This is a genomic window from Frankia sp. QA3 (assembly GCF_000262465.1).
In the GTDB taxonomy this organism is placed as follows: Bacteria; Actinomycetota; Actinomycetes; order Frankiales; family Frankiaceae; genus Frankia.
The window spans coordinates 2283079-2300049 of sequence record NZ_CM001489.1; the positions used below are offsets into that span (position 1 = coordinate 2283079).

General features: G+C 72.6%; 18 protein-coding genes and 1 pseudogene. 14 read left to right on the forward strand and 5 right to left on the reverse strand.

The features are described 5' to 3' along the window. The first annotated feature begins 5 nt into the window (after window positions 1–5). From FRAQA3DRAFT_RS09375 to FRAQA3DRAFT_RS09405, 7 genes are all read left to right on the forward strand, one after another. On the forward strand, window positions 6–629 hold the full coding sequence (locus tag FRAQA3DRAFT_RS09375; RefSeq protein WP_009738818.1) for a SigE family RNA polymerase sigma factor: 624 nt from the start codon (window positions 6–8) through the stop codon (window positions 627–629). Then, window positions 616–1596, forward strand: a complete 981-nt coding sequence (locus FRAQA3DRAFT_RS09380) for a hypothetical protein (RefSeq protein ID WP_009738819.1) — start codon at window positions 616–618, stop codon at window positions 1594–1596. The genes FRAQA3DRAFT_RS09375 and FRAQA3DRAFT_RS09380 overlap by 14 nt, the downstream gene beginning before the upstream one ends. Window positions 1597–1828: 232 nt before the next feature. After that, window positions 1829–2587 carry a TetR/AcrR family transcriptional regulator gene (locus tag FRAQA3DRAFT_RS09385; RefSeq protein WP_009738820.1) on the forward strand — a complete coding sequence of 253 codons (759 nt, stop codon included), beginning with the start codon at window positions 1829–1831 and terminating at the stop codon, window positions 2585–2587. Window positions 2588–2860: 273 nt separating this feature from the next. After that, on the forward strand, window positions 2861–3055 hold the full coding sequence (locus tag FRAQA3DRAFT_RS09390; RefSeq protein WP_009738821.1) for a ferredoxin: 195 nt from the start codon (window positions 2861–2863) through the stop codon (window positions 3053–3055). Next, on the forward strand, window positions 3052–4368 hold the full coding sequence (locus FRAQA3DRAFT_RS09395) for an NAD(P)/FAD-dependent oxidoreductase (RefSeq protein ID WP_009738822.1): 1317 nt from the start codon (window positions 3052–3054) through the stop codon (window positions 4366–4368). Before FRAQA3DRAFT_RS09390 ends, FRAQA3DRAFT_RS09395 begins: the two co-directional genes overlap by 4 nt. Next, on the forward strand, window positions 4365–5606 hold the full coding sequence (locus FRAQA3DRAFT_RS09400; protein WP_035920744.1) for an NAD(P)-binding domain-containing protein: 1242 nt from the start codon (window positions 4365–4367) through the stop codon (window positions 5604–5606). The genes FRAQA3DRAFT_RS09395 and FRAQA3DRAFT_RS09400 overlap by 4 nt, the downstream gene beginning before the upstream one ends. Continuing rightward, complete coding sequence (locus FRAQA3DRAFT_RS09405; protein WP_009738824.1) at window positions 5603–6820, forward strand: cytochrome P450; 1218 nt, start codon at window positions 5603–5605, stop codon at window positions 6818–6820. The genes FRAQA3DRAFT_RS09400 and FRAQA3DRAFT_RS09405 overlap by 4 nt, the downstream gene beginning before the upstream one ends. Window positions 6821–6851: 31 nt before the next feature. On the opposite strand, the gene FRAQA3DRAFT_RS09410 is transcribed toward FRAQA3DRAFT_RS09405, so the two are convergent. Both FRAQA3DRAFT_RS09410 and FRAQA3DRAFT_RS34800 read right to left on the reverse strand, forming a co-directional pair. Further along, window positions 6852–7265, reverse strand: coding sequence for a N,N-dimethylformamidase beta subunit family domain-containing protein (locus FRAQA3DRAFT_RS09410; protein ID WP_157467239.1), 414 nt, complete (start codon window positions 7263–7265; stop codon window positions 6852–6854). Window positions 7266–7322: 57 nt separating this feature from the next. Next, window positions 7323–7967 carry a hypothetical protein gene (locus tag FRAQA3DRAFT_RS34800; protein ID WP_157467241.1) on the reverse strand — a complete coding sequence of 215 codons (645 nt, stop codon included), beginning with the start codon at window positions 7965–7967 and terminating at the stop codon, window positions 7323–7325. Between the two features lie 20 nt (window positions 7968–7987). On the opposite strand from FRAQA3DRAFT_RS34800, the gene FRAQA3DRAFT_RS09420 reads away from it, so the two are divergent. Next, on the forward strand, window positions 7988–8284 hold the full coding sequence (locus FRAQA3DRAFT_RS09420; RefSeq protein WP_232291989.1) for a hypothetical protein: 297 nt from the start codon (window positions 7988–7990) through the stop codon (window positions 8282–8284). A gap of 150 nt (window positions 8285–8434) precedes the next feature. On the opposite strand, the gene FRAQA3DRAFT_RS09425 is transcribed toward FRAQA3DRAFT_RS09420, so the two are convergent. Beyond that, entirely contained in the window at window positions 8435–9163 is a 729-nt protein-coding gene (locus FRAQA3DRAFT_RS09425; RefSeq protein WP_009738826.1) for a hypothetical protein, read from the reverse strand. An 87-nt stretch (window positions 9164–9250) separates the two neighbouring features. Beyond that, complete coding sequence (locus tag FRAQA3DRAFT_RS09430; RefSeq protein ID WP_009738827.1) at window positions 9251–10342, reverse strand: LuxR C-terminal-related transcriptional regulator; 1092 nt, start codon at window positions 10340–10342, stop codon at window positions 9251–9253. A 419-nt stretch (window positions 10343–10761) separates the two neighbouring features. On the opposite strand from FRAQA3DRAFT_RS09430, the pseudogene FRAQA3DRAFT_RS38580 reads away from it, so the two are divergent. The 5 genes and pseudogenes from FRAQA3DRAFT_RS38580 to FRAQA3DRAFT_RS35895 form a co-directional block, all read left to right on the forward strand. Next, window positions 10762–10956, forward strand: a pseudogene (locus tag FRAQA3DRAFT_RS38580) (MFS transporter); the annotation flags it as partial. A 142-nt stretch (window positions 10957–11098) separates the two neighbouring features. Further along, window positions 11099–11752: a hypothetical protein gene (locus FRAQA3DRAFT_RS35890; RefSeq protein ID WP_035920749.1), complete on the forward strand. Its 654-nt coding sequence runs from the start codon at window positions 11099–11101 to the stop codon at window positions 11750–11752. 206 nt (window positions 11753–11958) lie between these two features. Further along, complete coding sequence (locus FRAQA3DRAFT_RS09440; RefSeq protein WP_035920750.1) at window positions 11959–12141, forward strand: hypothetical protein; 183 nt, start codon at window positions 11959–11961, stop codon at window positions 12139–12141. Then, window positions 12138–12578, forward strand: coding sequence for a nitroreductase family deazaflavin-dependent oxidoreductase (locus tag FRAQA3DRAFT_RS09445; RefSeq protein WP_009738829.1), 441 nt, complete (start codon window positions 12138–12140; stop codon window positions 12576–12578). The genes FRAQA3DRAFT_RS09440 and FRAQA3DRAFT_RS09445 overlap by 4 nt, the downstream gene beginning before the upstream one ends. A 308-nt stretch (window positions 12579–12886) precedes the next feature. Beyond that, complete coding sequence (locus FRAQA3DRAFT_RS35895; protein ID WP_369809454.1) at window positions 12887–13549, forward strand: isochorismatase family protein; 663 nt, start codon at window positions 12887–12889, stop codon at window positions 13547–13549. A gap of 16 nt (window positions 13550–13565) precedes the next feature. On the opposite strand, the gene FRAQA3DRAFT_RS09455 is transcribed toward FRAQA3DRAFT_RS35895, so the two are convergent. Beyond that, entirely contained in the window at window positions 13566–13916 is a 351-nt protein-coding gene (locus tag FRAQA3DRAFT_RS09455) for a hypothetical protein (RefSeq protein WP_009738830.1), read from the reverse strand. Between the two features lie 315 nt (window positions 13917–14231). On the opposite strand from FRAQA3DRAFT_RS09455, the gene hrpB reads away from it, so the two are divergent. Next, window positions 14232–16937, forward strand: a complete 2706-nt coding sequence (gene hrpB / locus FRAQA3DRAFT_RS09460) for an ATP-dependent helicase HrpB (protein ID WP_009738831.1) — start codon at window positions 14232–14234, stop codon at window positions 16935–16937. The last annotated feature ends 34 nt before the right edge of the window (window positions 16938–16971 follow it).

Here is a 16971-nt window from a genome sequence, read left to right on the forward strand (position 1 = left end):
GCCCGATGGATGAGGAGCGAGACGCCGAGTTCCGGGCGTACTTCGCCAGCCGGCTTCCGGCGCTGCTGCGCCTGGCGTACCTGCTCGCCGGGGACGCCGCCGACGCGGAGGACCTGGCCCAGACCGCGCTCGCCCGTGCCTTCGTCGCCTGGGGCCGCGTGCGGACCAGTGACACCCCGGACGCCTACGTCCGGCGCATCCTCGTCAACGCCCACAGTCGGCGGTTCCGCCGCCGGCGGGTCGGCGAGACGTTGATGTCGGAGGTGCCCGACGGCAGCACCCATCCCGGTGGGCTGGCCGATGTCGAGGACCGGGTCGGACTGGCCGCGGCACTGGCCGTGCTGCCGACGCGGCAGCGTGCCGTGGTGGTGCTGCGCTACTGCGAGGACCTGCCCGAGGTGCAGGTCGCGGCGATCCTCGGTTGTTCGGTGGGGACGGTGAAGACCCACGCGTCGCGGGGGCTGGCCCGGTTGCGGGCCGACCCCACCTTGCGGGCCTTCGTGACGGCGGTGTCCCCCTCCGCGTCCCCCTCCGCGTCCGCGTCCCCGCCCGCGCCCGCGCGGACCCCCAGGCGTCCCCCAGCGATCAGCGCACCCGACGACGGGAGGGTCCGGCATGAGACACCATGACGAGGAACCGATCGCGCACGGTCTGCGCGAGGCCGCGCGCGGCGTTGTCGTGCGACCCGCGGACGATCTGTGGGCCGGGGTGGAGGCCCGGGTGCCACGGGAACGTCGCCGGCGCCGGGCCCGGCGGATCGTTCCCGCCGCCGCGCTGGTCGTCGCGGCGGCGGGCGTCGTGACCGGGGTGAGTGTGCTCGGAGGCGGCGGTGGAATGTCGGTGATCCCCGCGCAGCTTCCATCCCCGCCGGGGGCGAGTCCCTCCGGCCCACCCGCATCATCGGTTCCGCACGCGGTGACCCTCACTCCGACGCAGGCCGAGGAGGTGATCATGCACTGCCACTACCTGACGCCGGAGCGTCGCCGGTCGGATCCGCTGGAATCCAGGGTGCGGCTGGTGGCCGCCGTCGGGGATGGGACCGGGGTGAGCGTGTTGCTCGCCGCGACGACCACCGTTCCCGTCCCCACCCTGGGTCTCGGCACCTACCTGGGGATGTGCACCGTCCCGCTGACCGGCTCCGGCGGCCTGGACCTGGCCGCGGTCCGCGGCGGCGGGATGGGGCTCATGCCCGAGCCGGCCCGCCGCCCGGTCGACGTGGGCGTCATCAACGTCGACCACGTCGCCGCGCGGCAGGTGACGGCGGACCGGCGGACCCTCGTCGAGACGGCCGGGCGGGTCGGCGCCGACGTCACCCGGCTGACCGCGACCGCCGTCGGCGGGCGGGTCCTCGACGTGCCGGTGCACGACGGGTACTTCGTGTTTCGGACCATGCGGGACGAGACCGGCGCCCCACCCCCGCCCTCGCGGGGATTCGGACGCAGCGGTGACCTGTCCGGCTCCTTCGACGAAGGGGCGCAGCGGGAAGGCAGCGACCAACGCTCCCGTGACTATGACCACTGGTGGCAAGGCCAGCGCATCGTCCTGCGTGCCTACGACCGTGACGGGCGGCTGCTCGGCGAGGCCCACGGCGGCTGAGCGCGGTGGCGTTGTGACGGTTCACTGCGGCTGTTCTGGGCGACTTCGTAGTCGCGTTGGGCACGGGTCCGGCCTCGGTCGTCCTGTTCGTGATCGCCATTCTTCTCGTCGCCGTCAGCATAATGGCGGCGTTCCGGGAGCACCGGAACTAGCGGACTCGGTGGGATGGTCAGCGAGCACCGGGGTCGGCATATGCCGTTCGACGTAGGCTCCGCGGCGGAGGTGGTGGCCGGTGGCGACCGCGCAGTCCCCGAAAGGCGGCTCGGGCGGCTCGGGTAGGGCGCGCAGCCTGCGGGGGCAGGGTGAGCAGCTTCGCCGGGAGATCCTGGCCGCGGTGAACCACCTGCTGGTGGAGTGGGGCAGTGCCGAGAAACTGACAATGCGCGCGGTCGCCAAGGAGGTCGGGGTCGCGGCGCCGAGCATCTACCTGCATTTCCCCGACAAGGCGGGGCTGGTCTGGGCGGCGTTGTCCGACAAATACGACGACCTGGTCGCGAGCATGGCGCGGGCGGACGAGGCCAGCGACGGCACCGACCCCCGGGAGCCGCTACGGGCGCAGACGCATGCCTACTGCCGGTTCGCGCTGAGCAACCCCGGGCACTACCGGCTCATGTTCGAGGTGCCGCAACCGACGGTCGAGGTCGCGAGGATCAGCGAACATCCGGCGCACGGCGTCTCGGCCAGTTTCCGCGCCGGATTCCGGCGGTGCCAGGAGGCGGGGTACGCGCTGTCCCTGCCGGTGGAGCAGGCGGCGCAGACGCTGTGGGCTGGGCTGCACGGCATGGTGACGCTCCACCACAGCCTCTTCCGCGACGAGTCGACGGAGAGCCTGACGCTGCAACTGGCCGACGGCCTGCTCGACTCCCTCGTCGCGAGTACGCCGGGCGCATCGCCGCCCTTCCGGTCCGCTCCCGCGGAAACCGCCGCCTCGCGCCACATCCGGGCCATCCTGGCGGGCAACGCGGACCTTCAGGGCAACGGAAAGCGATAAGCCGGCAGGCATATCGCGAATAACTGAGCCAGCAGTCCCGCCGGACAATTATGAACCGACCCCGACGGGGACGTAGCGGCGCAGAACGGTCGATGCCCGACCGAAGCATAAATGTCGTGCTTGGTTCGGGGCGGTTTGCCTACTTCACAGGTCGTGGGTACAGTCCGACTTAACTTAGTTAGGTGACCGGGGTCGACAGGTGACCGAGACCACGAAATCTGCCAGTCCCCCGGCCGGCATCGCCCTGAGCAAGGACATGCCAGGAGGTTTCCCATGAAGATTTCTGTCGATTTCGACAAGTGCTGCGGCGCGGGCCAGTGCGTGCTCGCCGCCCCCGACGTCTTCGACCAGCGCGACGACGACGGCATCGTCGTCCTGCTCGACGCCGACCCGCCGGCCGACCAGTACGACAACGTGCGCCAGGCCGCCGCGGTCTGCCCGGCGGCCGCCATCGAGGTGCACGAGTGACCGCCGCGGCCCCGTCCCGGATCGCCGTCGTCGGTGCCTCGGCCGCCGGCCTGAGCGTCGCGGAGGGACTGCGGCGCGACGGCTACACCGGGCGGGTGACCCTCATCGGCGACGAACCGCACCTTCCCTACGACCGGCCGCCGCTGTCCAAGCAGCTGCTGTCCGGCGCGTGGGACACCGACCGCCTGCGGCTGCGCAGCGCCGAGGCCCTCGAGGCGCTCGACCTCGAGCTGCGGCTGGGCGCCGCGGCCGTCGCCCTGGACACCGGGGCGCGCGAAGTGGCCCTGGCCGACGGCAGTCGGGTCGGCTACGACGCGCTCGTCGTGGCCACCGGGGTGGCCGCCCGCCGGCTGCCGGGCACCGAGGGCATCGCCGGCGTGCACGTCCTGCGCACGCTGGAGGACGCGGTCGGCTTGCGCGAGCAGCTGCGCCCCGGGCTCCGCCTGGTGATCGTCGGCGCCGGCTTCGTCGGCGCCGAGGCGGCCGCCGTCGCCCGGGAGCTGGGGGCCGAGGTCACCATGGTCACGGATGCGGCGGTGCCGCTGGCCGACGCGCTCGGCCCCGACCTGGGCGCCATGCTCTCCCAGGTCCACGCCGAGCACGGGGTGCGGATCATGCCCGGCGTCCTGGTCGACGCCATCCTCGCCGCGGGTGGCCGGGCCACCGGGGTGCGGCTGGCGGACGGCCGGACCGTCGAGGCCGACGCCGTGCTGGTCGGCATCGGCGCCCACCCCAACACGGGCTGGCTCGCCGCGAGCGGCGTCCCGGTCGGGAACGGGGTGGAGTGCGACGCCACCCTCTACGCCGGTTCAGGCGTATGGGCGGCCGGCGACGTCGCCTCGTGGCTGCACCCGCGCACCGGTCGGCGCCTCCGCATCGAGCACCGCGCGAACGCCGCCGAGCAGGGCCTGGCCGTCGCCCGCAACATCCTCGCCGGGCCGGAGCACGCGACCCCCTTCGACCCGGTCCCGTACGTCTGGTCCGACCAGTACGACCTGAAGATCCAGATCTACGGCCAGCTCCGAGGCTGCGATCAGGTACGGATCGTCGAGGGCAGTCTCGCCGAGCGCAGGTTGACGGCCCTCTACGGCCGGGACGGCCGCGTCCGCGGCACCGTCGGCATCAACATGGCCCGGGCCACGCGCAGGTACCGCCCACTGGTCGCCGAGCAGGCCGCATGGCCGATCGCGGCCGACCCCGATCCGGCCCTCAGTGATGGTCCGGCCCTCAGTGATGGTCCGGCCCCCAGCGATGGTCCGGCCCCCAGCGGGGTGGCCCTCAGCGGGGTGGCCCTCAGCGGAAGGAACGCATGATGTCGGAGACGAGGACGCTGCGGGCCGGCGTGGTGGGCCTGGGAATGATCGGCGGCGGGGTGGCCGTCAGCATGGCCCGGCGCGGCCGGGTTCCCGCGGTCCACGACGTCCGGCCGGGCGCGTCGGCGGGCCTGCCCGGCGTCGGCGACCCGCTGGACTCACCCGCCGCGGTGGCCAGGAGCAGCGACGTCGTGATGGTCGCCGTCGTCACCGCCGACCAGGCGCGCGACGTCATCGGCGGCGAGAACGGGCTGCTGGCGGGCGCCCACCCGGGGCTCACAATCGTCCTGCTGTCCACCGTCGCCCTGCCGGTCGTCCACGAGCTGGCGGCCCTGTGCGCCGGGCACGACGTGGGCTTCCTGGACTGCGGGGTGACCCCCGGCGACCGGGCGGCCGACCATGGCATGGTCGCCATCGTCGGCGGGGACCAGGCCACCGTGGACGCCGCGCTGCCCGTGCTCGACGACTGGGCCAGACGGGTGGTGCACTGCGGCCCGCTCGGCGCCGGCATGGCCACGAAGATCGCCCGAAACGTCGTCACCTACGGCAGCTGGCGCGCCGTGTCCGAGGCAGCCGCCCTGGCCCGCGCCGCGGGCGTGGACCCCGCCCGGCTCGCCGAGGTCATCGACACCGCCGACCCCGAGGGCCACACCCTGCTCACCCTGCTGCGTCTGCGTGGCTCCGACGGCACGCTGCCCGAAGCGGCCGGGCGGAAGATCCAGCCGCTGATGACCAAGGACCTCGACGCCGCCCGCGACCTCGCGGCCGCCCTGGCCGTCGACGTCCCCCTGGTCGAGGTGGCCCGGACCCGCGCCGAGCAGACCCTCGAACTGGACGGCCAGGACGCGACCGTCCCCGCCGACGGCGACCTGCACCGCCACGGACTGCAGATGATGGACCGGGTCTACGGCCCCGGCTTCAGCACCGCGATGCCGGGCGAGCGCGACCCCTTCACGGACGAGACCGTGGACTACCTGTTCGCCCAGGTCTGGGCCCGGCCCGGCCTGTCCGTGCGCGACCGCCGGCTGCTCACCCTCGGCGTCGCCGCCACCGTCGGGCGCCCCGAACTCATCCAGGTCATCGCCACCGGCGGGCTGGTCAACGACGAGCTCACGCCCGATCAGCTCCGTGAGGCCGTCCTGCACCTGGCCGTCTACACCGGCTGGTGCAAGGCCACCGCCACCCACGCCGGCGTCACGGCCGCCGTCGAGGCCCACACCGCGAAGGAGCCGAGATGACGACGCAGCACCTCATCGACCAGCCCATCACCCGCGACCCCGCCCACCCCCTCGACCCGCCCGTGCAGTACACCGAGCTGCGCGAGAACCAGCCCGTCGTCAGGGCACGCTTCCCCAACGGTTCGACCGGCTGGCTGGTCACCCGCTTCGAGGAGGGCAGCCAGGTCTTCAGCGATCCCCGCCTGAGCGCGAAGCGCCGCCGCCACGACACCCCCGAGGGCGAGCAGGCCGAGACCGGCGACGACGCGCCGTTCGACGCGGGCTTCGTGATGATGGACGAGCCCGAGCACGGCGCCTACCGGCGGCTGCTCACGGCCCGCTTCACCCCCAAGGCCGTGCAGACCAGGCTCCAGCCCTACCTGGACAGGATCGTCGCCGAGCATCTCGACGCCATCGCCGCCGGACCGGAGACCTTCGACTTCGTCCAGGCCATGGCGCTGCCCATCCCGTGCCTGGTGATCTGCGAACTGCTCGGCGTCCCCTACGCCGACCGCGACGGCTTCCACCACGCCACCGAGGCGATGATGGACATGGGCACCAGCCGCGCCGAACGCGACTGCGGGGCCCACTGGCTGGTCGACTACATCACCGCGCTGGTCGCGGACAAGCGCCGCACCGGCGACACCGAGGGCATCCTCGCCGAACTGATCGACAAGGCCGGGGCCGAGGGATCGATCCTCACCGAACGCCAGCTCGTCGGCCTCGGCGTGCTGCTGCTGTTCGCCGGCCACGACACCACGGCCGCCATGATGGGCCTGTCCACCCTCACCCTGCTCACCCACCCCGAGCAGCGCCGGGACCTGACCGACCACCCGGAGAAGATCGGGACCACGGTCGAGGAGCTCCTGCGCTACCTGACCATCGTCCAGTTCGGCCTCGGCCGGGTCGCCACGGAGGACCTGGACCTCGGCGGCGCGCACATCAGCAAGGGCGAGCTGGTCGTGGTCGCCATGAACGCCGCCAACCGCGACCCCCGCGTGTTCGGGGACCCCGACGCCCTCGACCTCGACCGCACCATGGTCCGCCACCTGGGCTTCGGCTACGGCGTCCACGCCTGCCTCGGCCAGAACGTCGCCCGCGCCGAGCTGAGGACCGTCCTGCCCGCGCTCTTCCGGCGCTTCCCCGACCTGCGCCTCGCCACCCCGCTGGAGCAGGTCCCGATGGACTTCACCGGCACCAACTACGGCGTCCGCCAGCTCATGGTCACCCGCTGAGCAGCACGGCGGCACCGATCCGGACTCCCGGTCAGGCCAACGGGCGACCACCTGGCCGATGTCGGTCGACCGGGTGGCCGGACCCCTGCTTCAGGAAAAGATCGAGAACGTTGGCGATGATTCGCGAGACGTTGTTGTCATAGTCGTTGTGCGAGAGGCTTCCCGCCCAGGCGATCGAAGAGGTCGAAAAGACAGCACCGCCGGACTCGGTCTCGAACAGGGTCATATCCGCCCGGACATCCCGGTGCTCACTGCCGCCGAGCCCCGGGTACATGAAACCGATCTCCTCCACCACCAACAGGTAGGAGTCGTCGTGGTACTCCGAGGATGCGAGCAGGTACGTGCCCGGCGGGGTGCCCAGGCGGACATCGGCACGGTCCAGTTCCTGGCCGGCCGCGCCGCCGCGCTCCAGCCCGAAGTCGCCGATCAGCTCCTGCTCGCCCACCCCGGAGAAGACCCAGGACACCTCTGCCTCGGCACTGTCCGGCATCCGCCGGTAGTACTACGAATTCACCACCGGCACCGCGGTCACGGCGGCAAGGCCGGTCGCGCCGTCCCAGCTCGCCGCCAGGGCGTACCAGGTGGCGGCCCGCAGGCCGGCGGGCGCGGTGAGGCAGCGGGAATCCCGGCCCGTGCCGAGGACGACAGCGGGCCGCAGCCCCTCGGTCAGTACCAGCGCGACGCCCGTCGAGGTGGCGGCGTCCCAGGCGGACAGCACCGGGCGCCGGGCCCCGTCGGTGGTGGGCTGAACGAAGGCGAACAGGGTCAGCGAACCGTCCGGTGAGCGCAGGATGTCGCGGGCGCCGGGAAGCCGGCCGTACGACCCGACCTGTGCCGGCTGGTCCAGGAGCGGGTACACGCCGTTGACCTCGGAGTCCAGCTTCTTGGTCGGATAGGGGCCGGCGACCCGTTCGGTACGCAGACCCGCCGGGGCGGTGGTGAATCGGGATACGTACCACCGCTCGTCGCCGCCGTACTCGACGATCAGCTTGCCCGGAATGGCGAACGATCCAAGGTAGGTGAGGACCCGGCGGAGCGCGTCGCTGTGCTGGCCAAACGGCTGGTGCTCATGCTCCGCAACGAGCTCGGGTGTCAGCGTCGGCCGCAGGTCGACGTACCTGCGTGCATGAAAGCGCGCGTCGACCATCCCGACTGGCCATCATTCCGATGACACCAGCAGGTGCCGGCACGACCAGCAATCCGCTGACGGTGGCCGGTACCGTCAGGTGCAAGTTCCCCGGCTCCGCCGAATCACTGAAGATCACCGGTGGCGGGGAGTCGCACGGCACGTCCGTGGGTACGGGCGGACGGTTCTCGGTGGTCTTCGGCAACCCGCAGCTTCCCAGCGTCGCGAATGTCGAGGTGCGATGCGATGTCGCCGGCACCAGGACCTACCGGAGCACGACCTTCCCCCTGCATCGACCGGTGGCCGGGCAGACCCTCACCGTGAACCTCCTGGCCTGACCAGCCGGGCAGACGGATGGTGCGCCCGAGTAGGGCGCACCATCCACAAACACACGGCGTGGACGCTGCTCCCACCGCCGGTCTTGCCCAAATGCCTCGCCTGACTCGATGCAGGGGCATAGAGCTCGACCACGTGACGGTGGAGGGACGCTAGCGGATGGGTGACACGCCCTTGCATAGTCTCCCGAGCAGCGCGATGTCGTGTCCGCCCGCCCCCCTGCAGCGCCATGCCGGCCAGCCTGCTCCCGCCCACTCCGAATCCGATTCGGGCAGGTGCAGGCCGCGGCGATGAAGAGGACACTCGGGCCAGAAGAACACGAACAGTTCCATGATGCATTCCTGCACGCCTGCCGCGACCGACAGGACGGTGCGGGGCAGGTCCGGACCGCCCACACAGGGCGGCGGATCTCCGCCGCCGCGGAACGGTTCGCCGTCGAATCCGAGGAGGAGCTGCGGTTCGCCGTCGTCATCGAATCGGCCCGTCCAGTGGAGCGTGAGACGACCTACCTTGGCCCCGGTCCGGTCCAGATCTCGCTGCACAACTGCCAGAGCCTGCTCGGTACGAGCAACGAGATCGGGTTCAAACCGATCGCGCGAACTTGCCCAGGACATGATCTCGCCCCATGACTCCTCGCCTGAACCGAGGTCGCAGCCCGACTCGGCCAGCACCATCGGCAGCAGGCGGAGCGCTTCGAGATCATCACGGATGCCGAGGCCGGCGAGTTCCCTCAGCATGGGTCCGTCGAACCCGGCCGCCAATGCCTCCGCCGCGAGATGCGGCAGGCTGACATGTACTTTCCCGGTGAGCTGCAAGTCGTACCAGGCAGCCTTAAGATCGTCCACCCGCCAAGTATGTCGATCGGCCGCATATCCGTCCATGACAAATGTCCGTCCATGCCAACCCGCGCGGCGCGGCGACGCTCCCACCGCGCGCGGGCTGCCACCGCCGAGGGGAGGACCCGAGCGTCACGCGGAACGCGCCTCGGCGCCGAGGATCGCCGTCAACTCCGGCCGAGAACCGACATTCATCTTGGCGAAAATCGACTTCATGTGATCGCGCAGGGTGTGCCGGGAAATCCACATCCGCTCGGCGATCTCAGCGGTCTTGTGGCCGGCGATCAGGTATTCGGTCACCTGGCGTTCCCGACCGGTCAGGCCGTAGAGCGCGAACAGCAGGGGGAGCATCTGCGCCGGCCCGGCGGGTTCGAGCATCACCGCTGTGCGGGGCGACAGGCCGGCGCCGTCGACGAGGACGTCGGCGTGCACTAACAGCCATCCCCCCGCAGGCAGTCGCAGGCGCAGCCTCGCGGCCCGCGGCGCCTCGTCGGCCGTCCCGTGGGCCTGCGCCTGGGCCTGCGCCTGGAGTGCGACGATCGCGATCGCGATCGGCGTCTCGCCCTCCGGCGGGGGGGACATCCGGTGGATCCACCGGTCCGCCTCCCGTGTGGTCGCCTCGATCCGGCCGGCCTCGTCGAGCACGAGCATGCCGGGCCGGCCGGCGCAGGCCGCGGCGGGCGGATTGCGCGCGAGGACGACCCGCAGACCGCGGCCGAGCTCGCTCGCCACGGCCGCGACGTAGCGCACCTCCTCGGGGCTGAAGTCGGGCATGTCCGTCGCCCGGGTCAGGCAGCCGACGGCCCAGGTGGCGCCGCCATCGCGGGCCAGCAGGCGCATCTCGTCGTTCAGCCCGTTGGGCGCGTGCACACTGCGGTGGCGCGAGCTGAGATCCAGGTCGCCGCCGGTCGCGGTGGCGAGCGTCGCGGCGGCCCGTCCCACCCGGTCGAGTTCGGCGAACCGGTTGAAATCACCCCCGGCAAACTCGTTGCTCGCCTTGGTGGCCTGGACGCCGAGGCCGGACGTGTCGACCGTGAGCAGATCCGTGGGCAGCAGGGTCTCCGGGTCGGTTATCGCCCACGTGCCCATGTCGTAGGGCACGATGCACCGGACCTGTTCGGCGACTTCCCGGACCAGGTCGGCCGGATCTAGCCGGTTGCGGCATAGCGCCGCGATCCTCGCACGGACCGCGTCGGCGTTACCACCGAGGGGGAGCTTCGGCACATCAACACGTTACCGCCACCATGAGGCCATTCGACACCCCCCGTCTGTGGGGGTGCCCGCAAAACCCCCAAGCGTGGGGATGGGCGGACCGGTGCATGCCCACAACGATGGCGGGAGGAAGACCGCGCACGAGGCGTCAATGGAGAGATTTCCGTCCACCGATCACCCCGGAGGGCGGGACGCCGCTCTTTCTCACCGTTGCCGCGGCAAGGATCTGTCGGGCCAAAGGGATCGGCTCGGCTGGGCCGACCGCCGCGACAACGGGGTGCGCTTCGGGGCCGTCACCGCCATTCCCTCAAGAGATATGGACAGCTGCCATGAGTAACACCGTCACCGAGGCGGACGGCCGGGTAGCCACCTGCCCTGAAGCCGGCGCGAAGCATGGGTGGGCGCTTGCCGTCATCTCGCTGGCCACGTTGATGGTTGTCCTGGATACCACCATCGTCAATGTCGCCCTGCCGAGTCTGCAGAACTCCCTGGATATCACCGACGCCAACCGGAAGTGGGGCGTCACCGCCTACACGCTGCCGTTCGGCGGCCCGCTGCTGCTCGGTGGGCGGACCGCCGACTTCGGTGGTCGCAAGCGGGGATTCCTCATCGGTCTGATCGGCTTCGCGCTCGGGTCGATCATCGGCGGCGCCCCGGTCAACCAGGGCATGCTCTACACCGCGCGCGGTTCAGGAAGCCTTCGCCGCCCTGCTCGCCGGCGGCGCGCTGACGCACTACCTCGACTGGCGCTGGTGCCTCTACGTCAACGTGCCGATCGCGGCTATCGCGTTCTTCGGCGCGCTCCCACTGATTCGGGAGAGCCGGGCACAGGGCAACGCCAAGTACGACCTGCCGGGTGCCGCACTGGTCACCGCCGGCTTCGTCCTGCTCGTCTACGGTCTCACCGAGGCCGCCACGAACGGCTGGTCCGCCGCCCGGACGATCGGGCTGCCGATCGGGGGCCTGGTGCTGCTGATCTCGTTCACCCTCTTCGAACTGCGCGTCTCGCATCCGCTGCTGCCCATGCGCGTGGCGGTGGACCGCAACCGCAGCGGGGCGTTCCGCATCGGCGTGCACACGTCCTACGCCTCGCACGTCCTCAGCCTTGAGATCATCGTCGCCGTCGGGATGGCCGGCGTGCTCGTGCCGACCACCAGCCTGGCGCTTCTCGGGGTCGGCGAGGACTCGGGTGTCGCCAGCGGCCCGGTCAGTGCGGCGCAGCAGGTCAACGTGCCCATCGGCACGGCGTTGCTCAACGCCATCGCGGCGACGGCCACCGCCTCGTACCTGTCTTCGCGCCACGGGGCCACTCGGGCGCTCGAGCAGCTCGGCCTGGCCAAGGGCCTGGTACACGGCTATTCGGTGGCTTCCTCGTCGCGGCCGGCATCTTCGCCCGGGGAGCGGTCACCAGCCTGGTGCTGATCAACACGACCAAGGAGGAAGTAGGCGGTGCCGACCCGGCCGCCCTGCCCGCGTGATCCGGCCCCCGCTCACGGCGCTGCCCCGAACGAACGGCGACGCGGTCGCCACGCCCGACGCGAGGAGACCCCGTCACCATGTCCTATCGACCTTCGACAGATAGTCAGGAGATCGCGCCCATGTCCAGGCCGAGCGTACGACCACAGATCGTGGCCGCCGCGATGAACCAGTTTCATCTACGCGGCTTCAACGGCTACGAAGTCAGAGACATCACCGAGGCGGCCGGACTGCCGCACAGCCGCGCGATTCGCAAGCAGGTGGGGCAGGGGCTGGCCACCGTCTTCGGTCCGCTATCGCCGGCCCTTGTCGACGCCACGGCGGTGTCGGCATGAGCGGCCGCGACTGGAACGAGCAGAACCGGCTGGTCATCGGGGAGTTCCGGGCCAACGCAGGGAAGGTCGGTGGCTATTTCGCCGACAAGCCGCTCCTGTTGTTGACCACCACCGGCGCGAGGACCGGAGCGTCACGCACCAACCCTCTTGGCTATCTCGTCGACGGCGACCGCCACGTGGTTTTCGCCTCCGTCGCCGGGGAGCCGACCAATCCCGCCTGGTATCACAACCTGCTCGCCAACCCGGACGTCACCGTCGAGGTGGGCACCGAGGTCTTTCCCGCCACGGCGGTCGTGGCCACCGGGGACGAACGCGACCGTCTCTACGCTCGTCACGCCGCCCAGCACCCCCAGTGGGCCACCTACCAGACCAGGACAACCCGCCAGATCCCGGTGATCATGCTGGTCCGGCGAGCAGACGTGCAGCCTCCGGCCTGACCCGGCCCGTCTGCCCGACCGCCGTCTGCTGACCGCCGTCGGCGCACCCTACCGCCGGCATCCGCAGCGCGCCCACACGGCGGGCAAGTGCATACGCGGGCTCCGAGCGGGCGATAAGACTGAATTGTTAAATGATTTATATCAAGGATCGGGCGAATCGGTCGCACGCCGGGGGGCCAGACGTCCATGGGGGTGCGATGCGATGAGTACAGGCACGAGCCGGACGTCATCCACTGTGGCGGACGATCGCCGGGCCGACGGCCGGGTGGTCGGCCGGTCACCCCGACACCGAGGTCCTGCCCGAGCTGCTGTCCCCGGCGGACCTCGTCATCCCCCGCCGTCACGGGCTGTCCCCGACCTGGCGGACCGAACTGCTGCCGGTCCTGCGCTGCCGGGGAGTGCGCACGATCGTGCTCGCGGGCGTCTCGGTCAACGTCGCGCTGCTGCTCGCGGCGGGCGAGACCGTCCAGGAGGGATTCGGGGTCGTGGTGCCGCGCGATGCCGTGGCCGGGACCCCGGCGGCCGCCCTCGACGGCACCGAGGCCCGCAGCGAGATGAGCGTCTGGTCGATGCTGGCCTCCCCGCTGCTCGCGGGCAACGATCTCACCAGGATGACCGCGACGAGGGCCGCGATCCTCACGAACGCGGCCGTGCTCGCCGTCGACCAGGACCCGCTGGGCGCCGCGCCGGTTCCGGTGCCCCGCCGCGACGGTCTCCTGCTGTGGACCCGGCCGCTGGCCGACGGTCACACGGGCGTGCTGGCCGTCAACCGGAGCGACTCCCCCCGCGCGGCAACCCTCACCGCGGCCGAGCTGGCCCTGCCGGCCACCGCCGCCGGCTACCGCGCCACCGACCTGTGGACGGGCACGATCACCACCACCGCCGACGGCTCGCTGCCCCTGACCCTCGCGCCGCACGCAGCCACCCTGCTCCGCCTCGCCCCAGCCACGACTGCCCCCGCCAGGCCCTGAACGCGCGGGTGGCGGCTCACGCCGGCCAGCGGGCGCCGGGCTCCCACACCGACATGACGACACTCGACATGTCCAGGGTGTCGCTCAGCGGCAGCCGCCCGTCGCCCACCCGGGCCAGGAACTCCCCGAACACCTTCGCCGGCTCGTCGTCGAGCTCGTAGACCGCCAGGTGGCGTTGCGGCAGGGCGCCCTCACCGGGCGCGACGTCGGCAGGCGGGATGTCCGGCCTGACCTGATAGCGCTGGGCGGAGACGACGCCGGGAACCCCGCAGACGTCCCGGATGTGCACCTCGTCGTACCACTTGTTGTACTCGTCGTCCCGCCCGTCGACGGGATTGCTCAGGACCAGGAACAGCGCGCGGGCCACGTCCGGGCTCCCCTCCTCGGCGAGAACCGGCCGTCCCCAGGACGTATCCGGTGTCCGACGATCCGGACACTAGTGACCACGCGCCGCGGCGTCCATGATTTTCTGACATACAACTGCCAGAAGGTGGCATCCATGGATGCTGCCGCTCACTCCTCTCCCGCCGGGCGGGGATGCCGGGAGAGAGCATCTGAGGTGACAGCAGGATGCCAGCCAGGAGGCGGCCCGCCGCCGTCGCATGATCGACGGAAACGTCGGACCCCGCGGCATGGCCGACGGCCCGCTCGGCCGCCCGACGGGCCCGAGGAGACTGGGCGCATGCTGCCCCATCGCGCGGCCGCCGGGGCGGACCTGCCCGTCCGGGACGTCCTGCCCGCGCTCATCGCCGCGCTGACCGACAACGGCCGTCCCGCTCATGGCGCCGGCGCGCAGGGAGCCGGCGCGCAGAGGGCCGGTATGCAGAGGGCCGGTATGCAGAGGGCCGGTATGCAGAGGGCCGGTATGCAGAGGGCCGGTGCGGACGGGGTCGGTCCAGACGCCGGTGCAGGCGGGGTCGCGGTGCTGGTGGCACCGCCCGGCACGGGCAAGACGACGCTGGTCCCGCTCGCGCTCGCGGGCGGGGTCACCGGCCGGGTCCTGGTCGCGCAGCCGCGTCGCATCGCGGTGCGGGCGGCGGCGCGGCGGATGGCCTGGCTCGTCGGCGGTGAGGTCGGTGACGCCGTCGGCTACACGATCCGCGGTGATCGTCGTGTCGGGCCGTCCACCCGGGTCGAGGTGGTCACCACGGGGGTGCTCGTCCGGCGGCTGCAACGCGACCCGGAGCTCGCCGGGACCGACGCGGTGATCCTCGACGAGTGCCATGAGCGCCACCTCGACGCCGACCTGGCGCTCGCGTTCATGCTCGACGTCCGCGCGACACTGCGGCCCGACCTGCTGCTGCTCGCGACCTCGGCGACCGCCGACACCCCGCGGCTGGCCGACGTGCTCGGCGCGCCCGGACCGCCCGCGCCCGTCGTCGGCGCCGACGCCGCGCGGTTCGACGTCGAGGTGCTCTGGGCTCCCCCACCGGGACCGATCACGCCCCCGCACGGCCTGCGGGTCGACCCGCGGCTGCTCGACCACGTCGCCGCGACCATCGGGCGCGCCCTGCGCGAGACGGCCGGGGACGTGCTCGTCTTCCTGCCCGGCGCCGACGAGATCGCCGCGGTCGCCGACCGCATCGCCGGCCACCGGGACAGCGTCGACGTGCTCACCCTGCACGGCCGGCAGTCCGGCGGGGCGCAGGACGCGGCGCTGCGAGCCGGACCGCGCCGCCGGATCGTCCTGGCGACCGCGGTGGCGGAAAGCAGCCTCACGGTGCCCGGCGTCCGGGTGGTCGTCGACGCCGGACTGGCGCGTTCCCCGCGCATGGATCATGCCCGTGGGCTGGGCTCGCTGGCGACCGTGCGGGTGTCTCGGTCGTCCGCCGGGCAGCGCGCCGGGCGCGCCGGGCGGGAGGCGCCGGGCCGGGTCTACCGCTGCTGGTCCGCGGCCGAGCACGACCGGCTGCCCGCGCAGGCCGAACCGGAGATCGCCGTCGCCGACCTGACCGGCTTCGCCCTGGACCTCGCGCTCTGGGGTCATCCCGGCGGTGGCGGCCTCGAGCTGCTCAGCGCCCCACCGGCGGGCGCGATGGACGCCGCCGGGGCGTCCCTGCGGGCGCTTGGCGCGCTCGACGACGCCGGGCGGGTGACGCCGCGCGGACGATCGATCGCCGCTGTCGGGGTCCACCCCCGGCTCGCCAGCGCCCTGCTCGAGGGCACTGCCGCCGTCGGGGCGCGGCGCGCGGCCGAGATCGTGGCGATCCTGTCGGGTGACGGACCGATGGGCGGCGGCGGGCCGGGCTCGGGGTCCGACGACCTCCTCGCCGCCTGGCGACGCCTGCGGGCGGACGCCGACCGGGCCGCGTCCGCCCGGTGGCGCGACGAGGCGCGGCGGTTGCGCTCGGCCGCCGAACCCGCGGTCCCCGCCGCCGGCAGACCGCCCGGTAGCGGTGTCACCGACGACCTCGCGGCGGGGCTCGTGGTGGGGCTCGCCTTCCCCGAACGGCTCGCGCGGGTCCGCGTCCCCGGCGGCACGACGTACCTGATGGCCGGTGGAACGGGCGCGGAGCTGACCGCCGGCTCGGCGCTCACCGGCGCGGACTGGCTGGCGGTCGCGGTCGCGGACCGTGGAGCCGGTCGCACGTCGGCGCGCGTGCGCCTGGCCGTCGCGCTCGACGCGGCGACCGCGCGCGAGGCGGGAGCGGCCTTCCTGCGCACCGTCGACGAGGTCGCCTGGTCCGGCGGTGACGTCGTCGCCCGCCGGGTGGAGCGCCTCGGCGCGATCGTCCTCACCGAACGCCCGCTGGCCAGGCCCGATCCGGCCCTGCTCGAAGCGGCGGTGCTCGACGGGCTGCGCCGCGAGGGGCTGGCGGCGCTGCGGTGGACCCGCGACGCGGTGGGGCTGCGGGAACGGCTCGCGTTCTGCCACCGGTTCCTCGGCGATCCCTGGCCGGACGTCGCCGACGCCGCGCTGCTGGCGTCGGCGCCCGACTGGCTCGGACCGGAGCTCGCCGCCGTGCGTAGCCGGGCGGACCTGGGGCGCGTCGACGCCGACCAGGCGCTGCGCCGCCTGCTGCCCTGGCCGCAGGCCGCCCGGTTGGACGCGCTGGCGCCGCAGCGGCTGGAGGTGCCGAGCGGCTCACGGGTGCGCCTCGACTACAGCGGCCCCGACGGCCCCGTCCTCGCGGTGAAGGTCGCCGAGGTGTTCGGCTGGGAACGGGTCCCGGCCGTCGCGGACGGCCGCGCGCCCGTCGTGCTGCACCTGCTCTCCCCGGCGGGGCGTCCGGTGGCGGTGACCAGCGACCTGGCGTCGTTCTGGCGGACCGGCTACCCGCAGGTCCGCGCGGAGCTGCGCGGACGCTACCCGCGCCACCCCTGGCCGGACGACCCCACCACCGCTCCCCCCACCCGCCGCGTCGCCCCCCGCGCCCGCCCGAGATAGCCCCATGGTTCTCCTGCCCATCGAGCAACGGTGA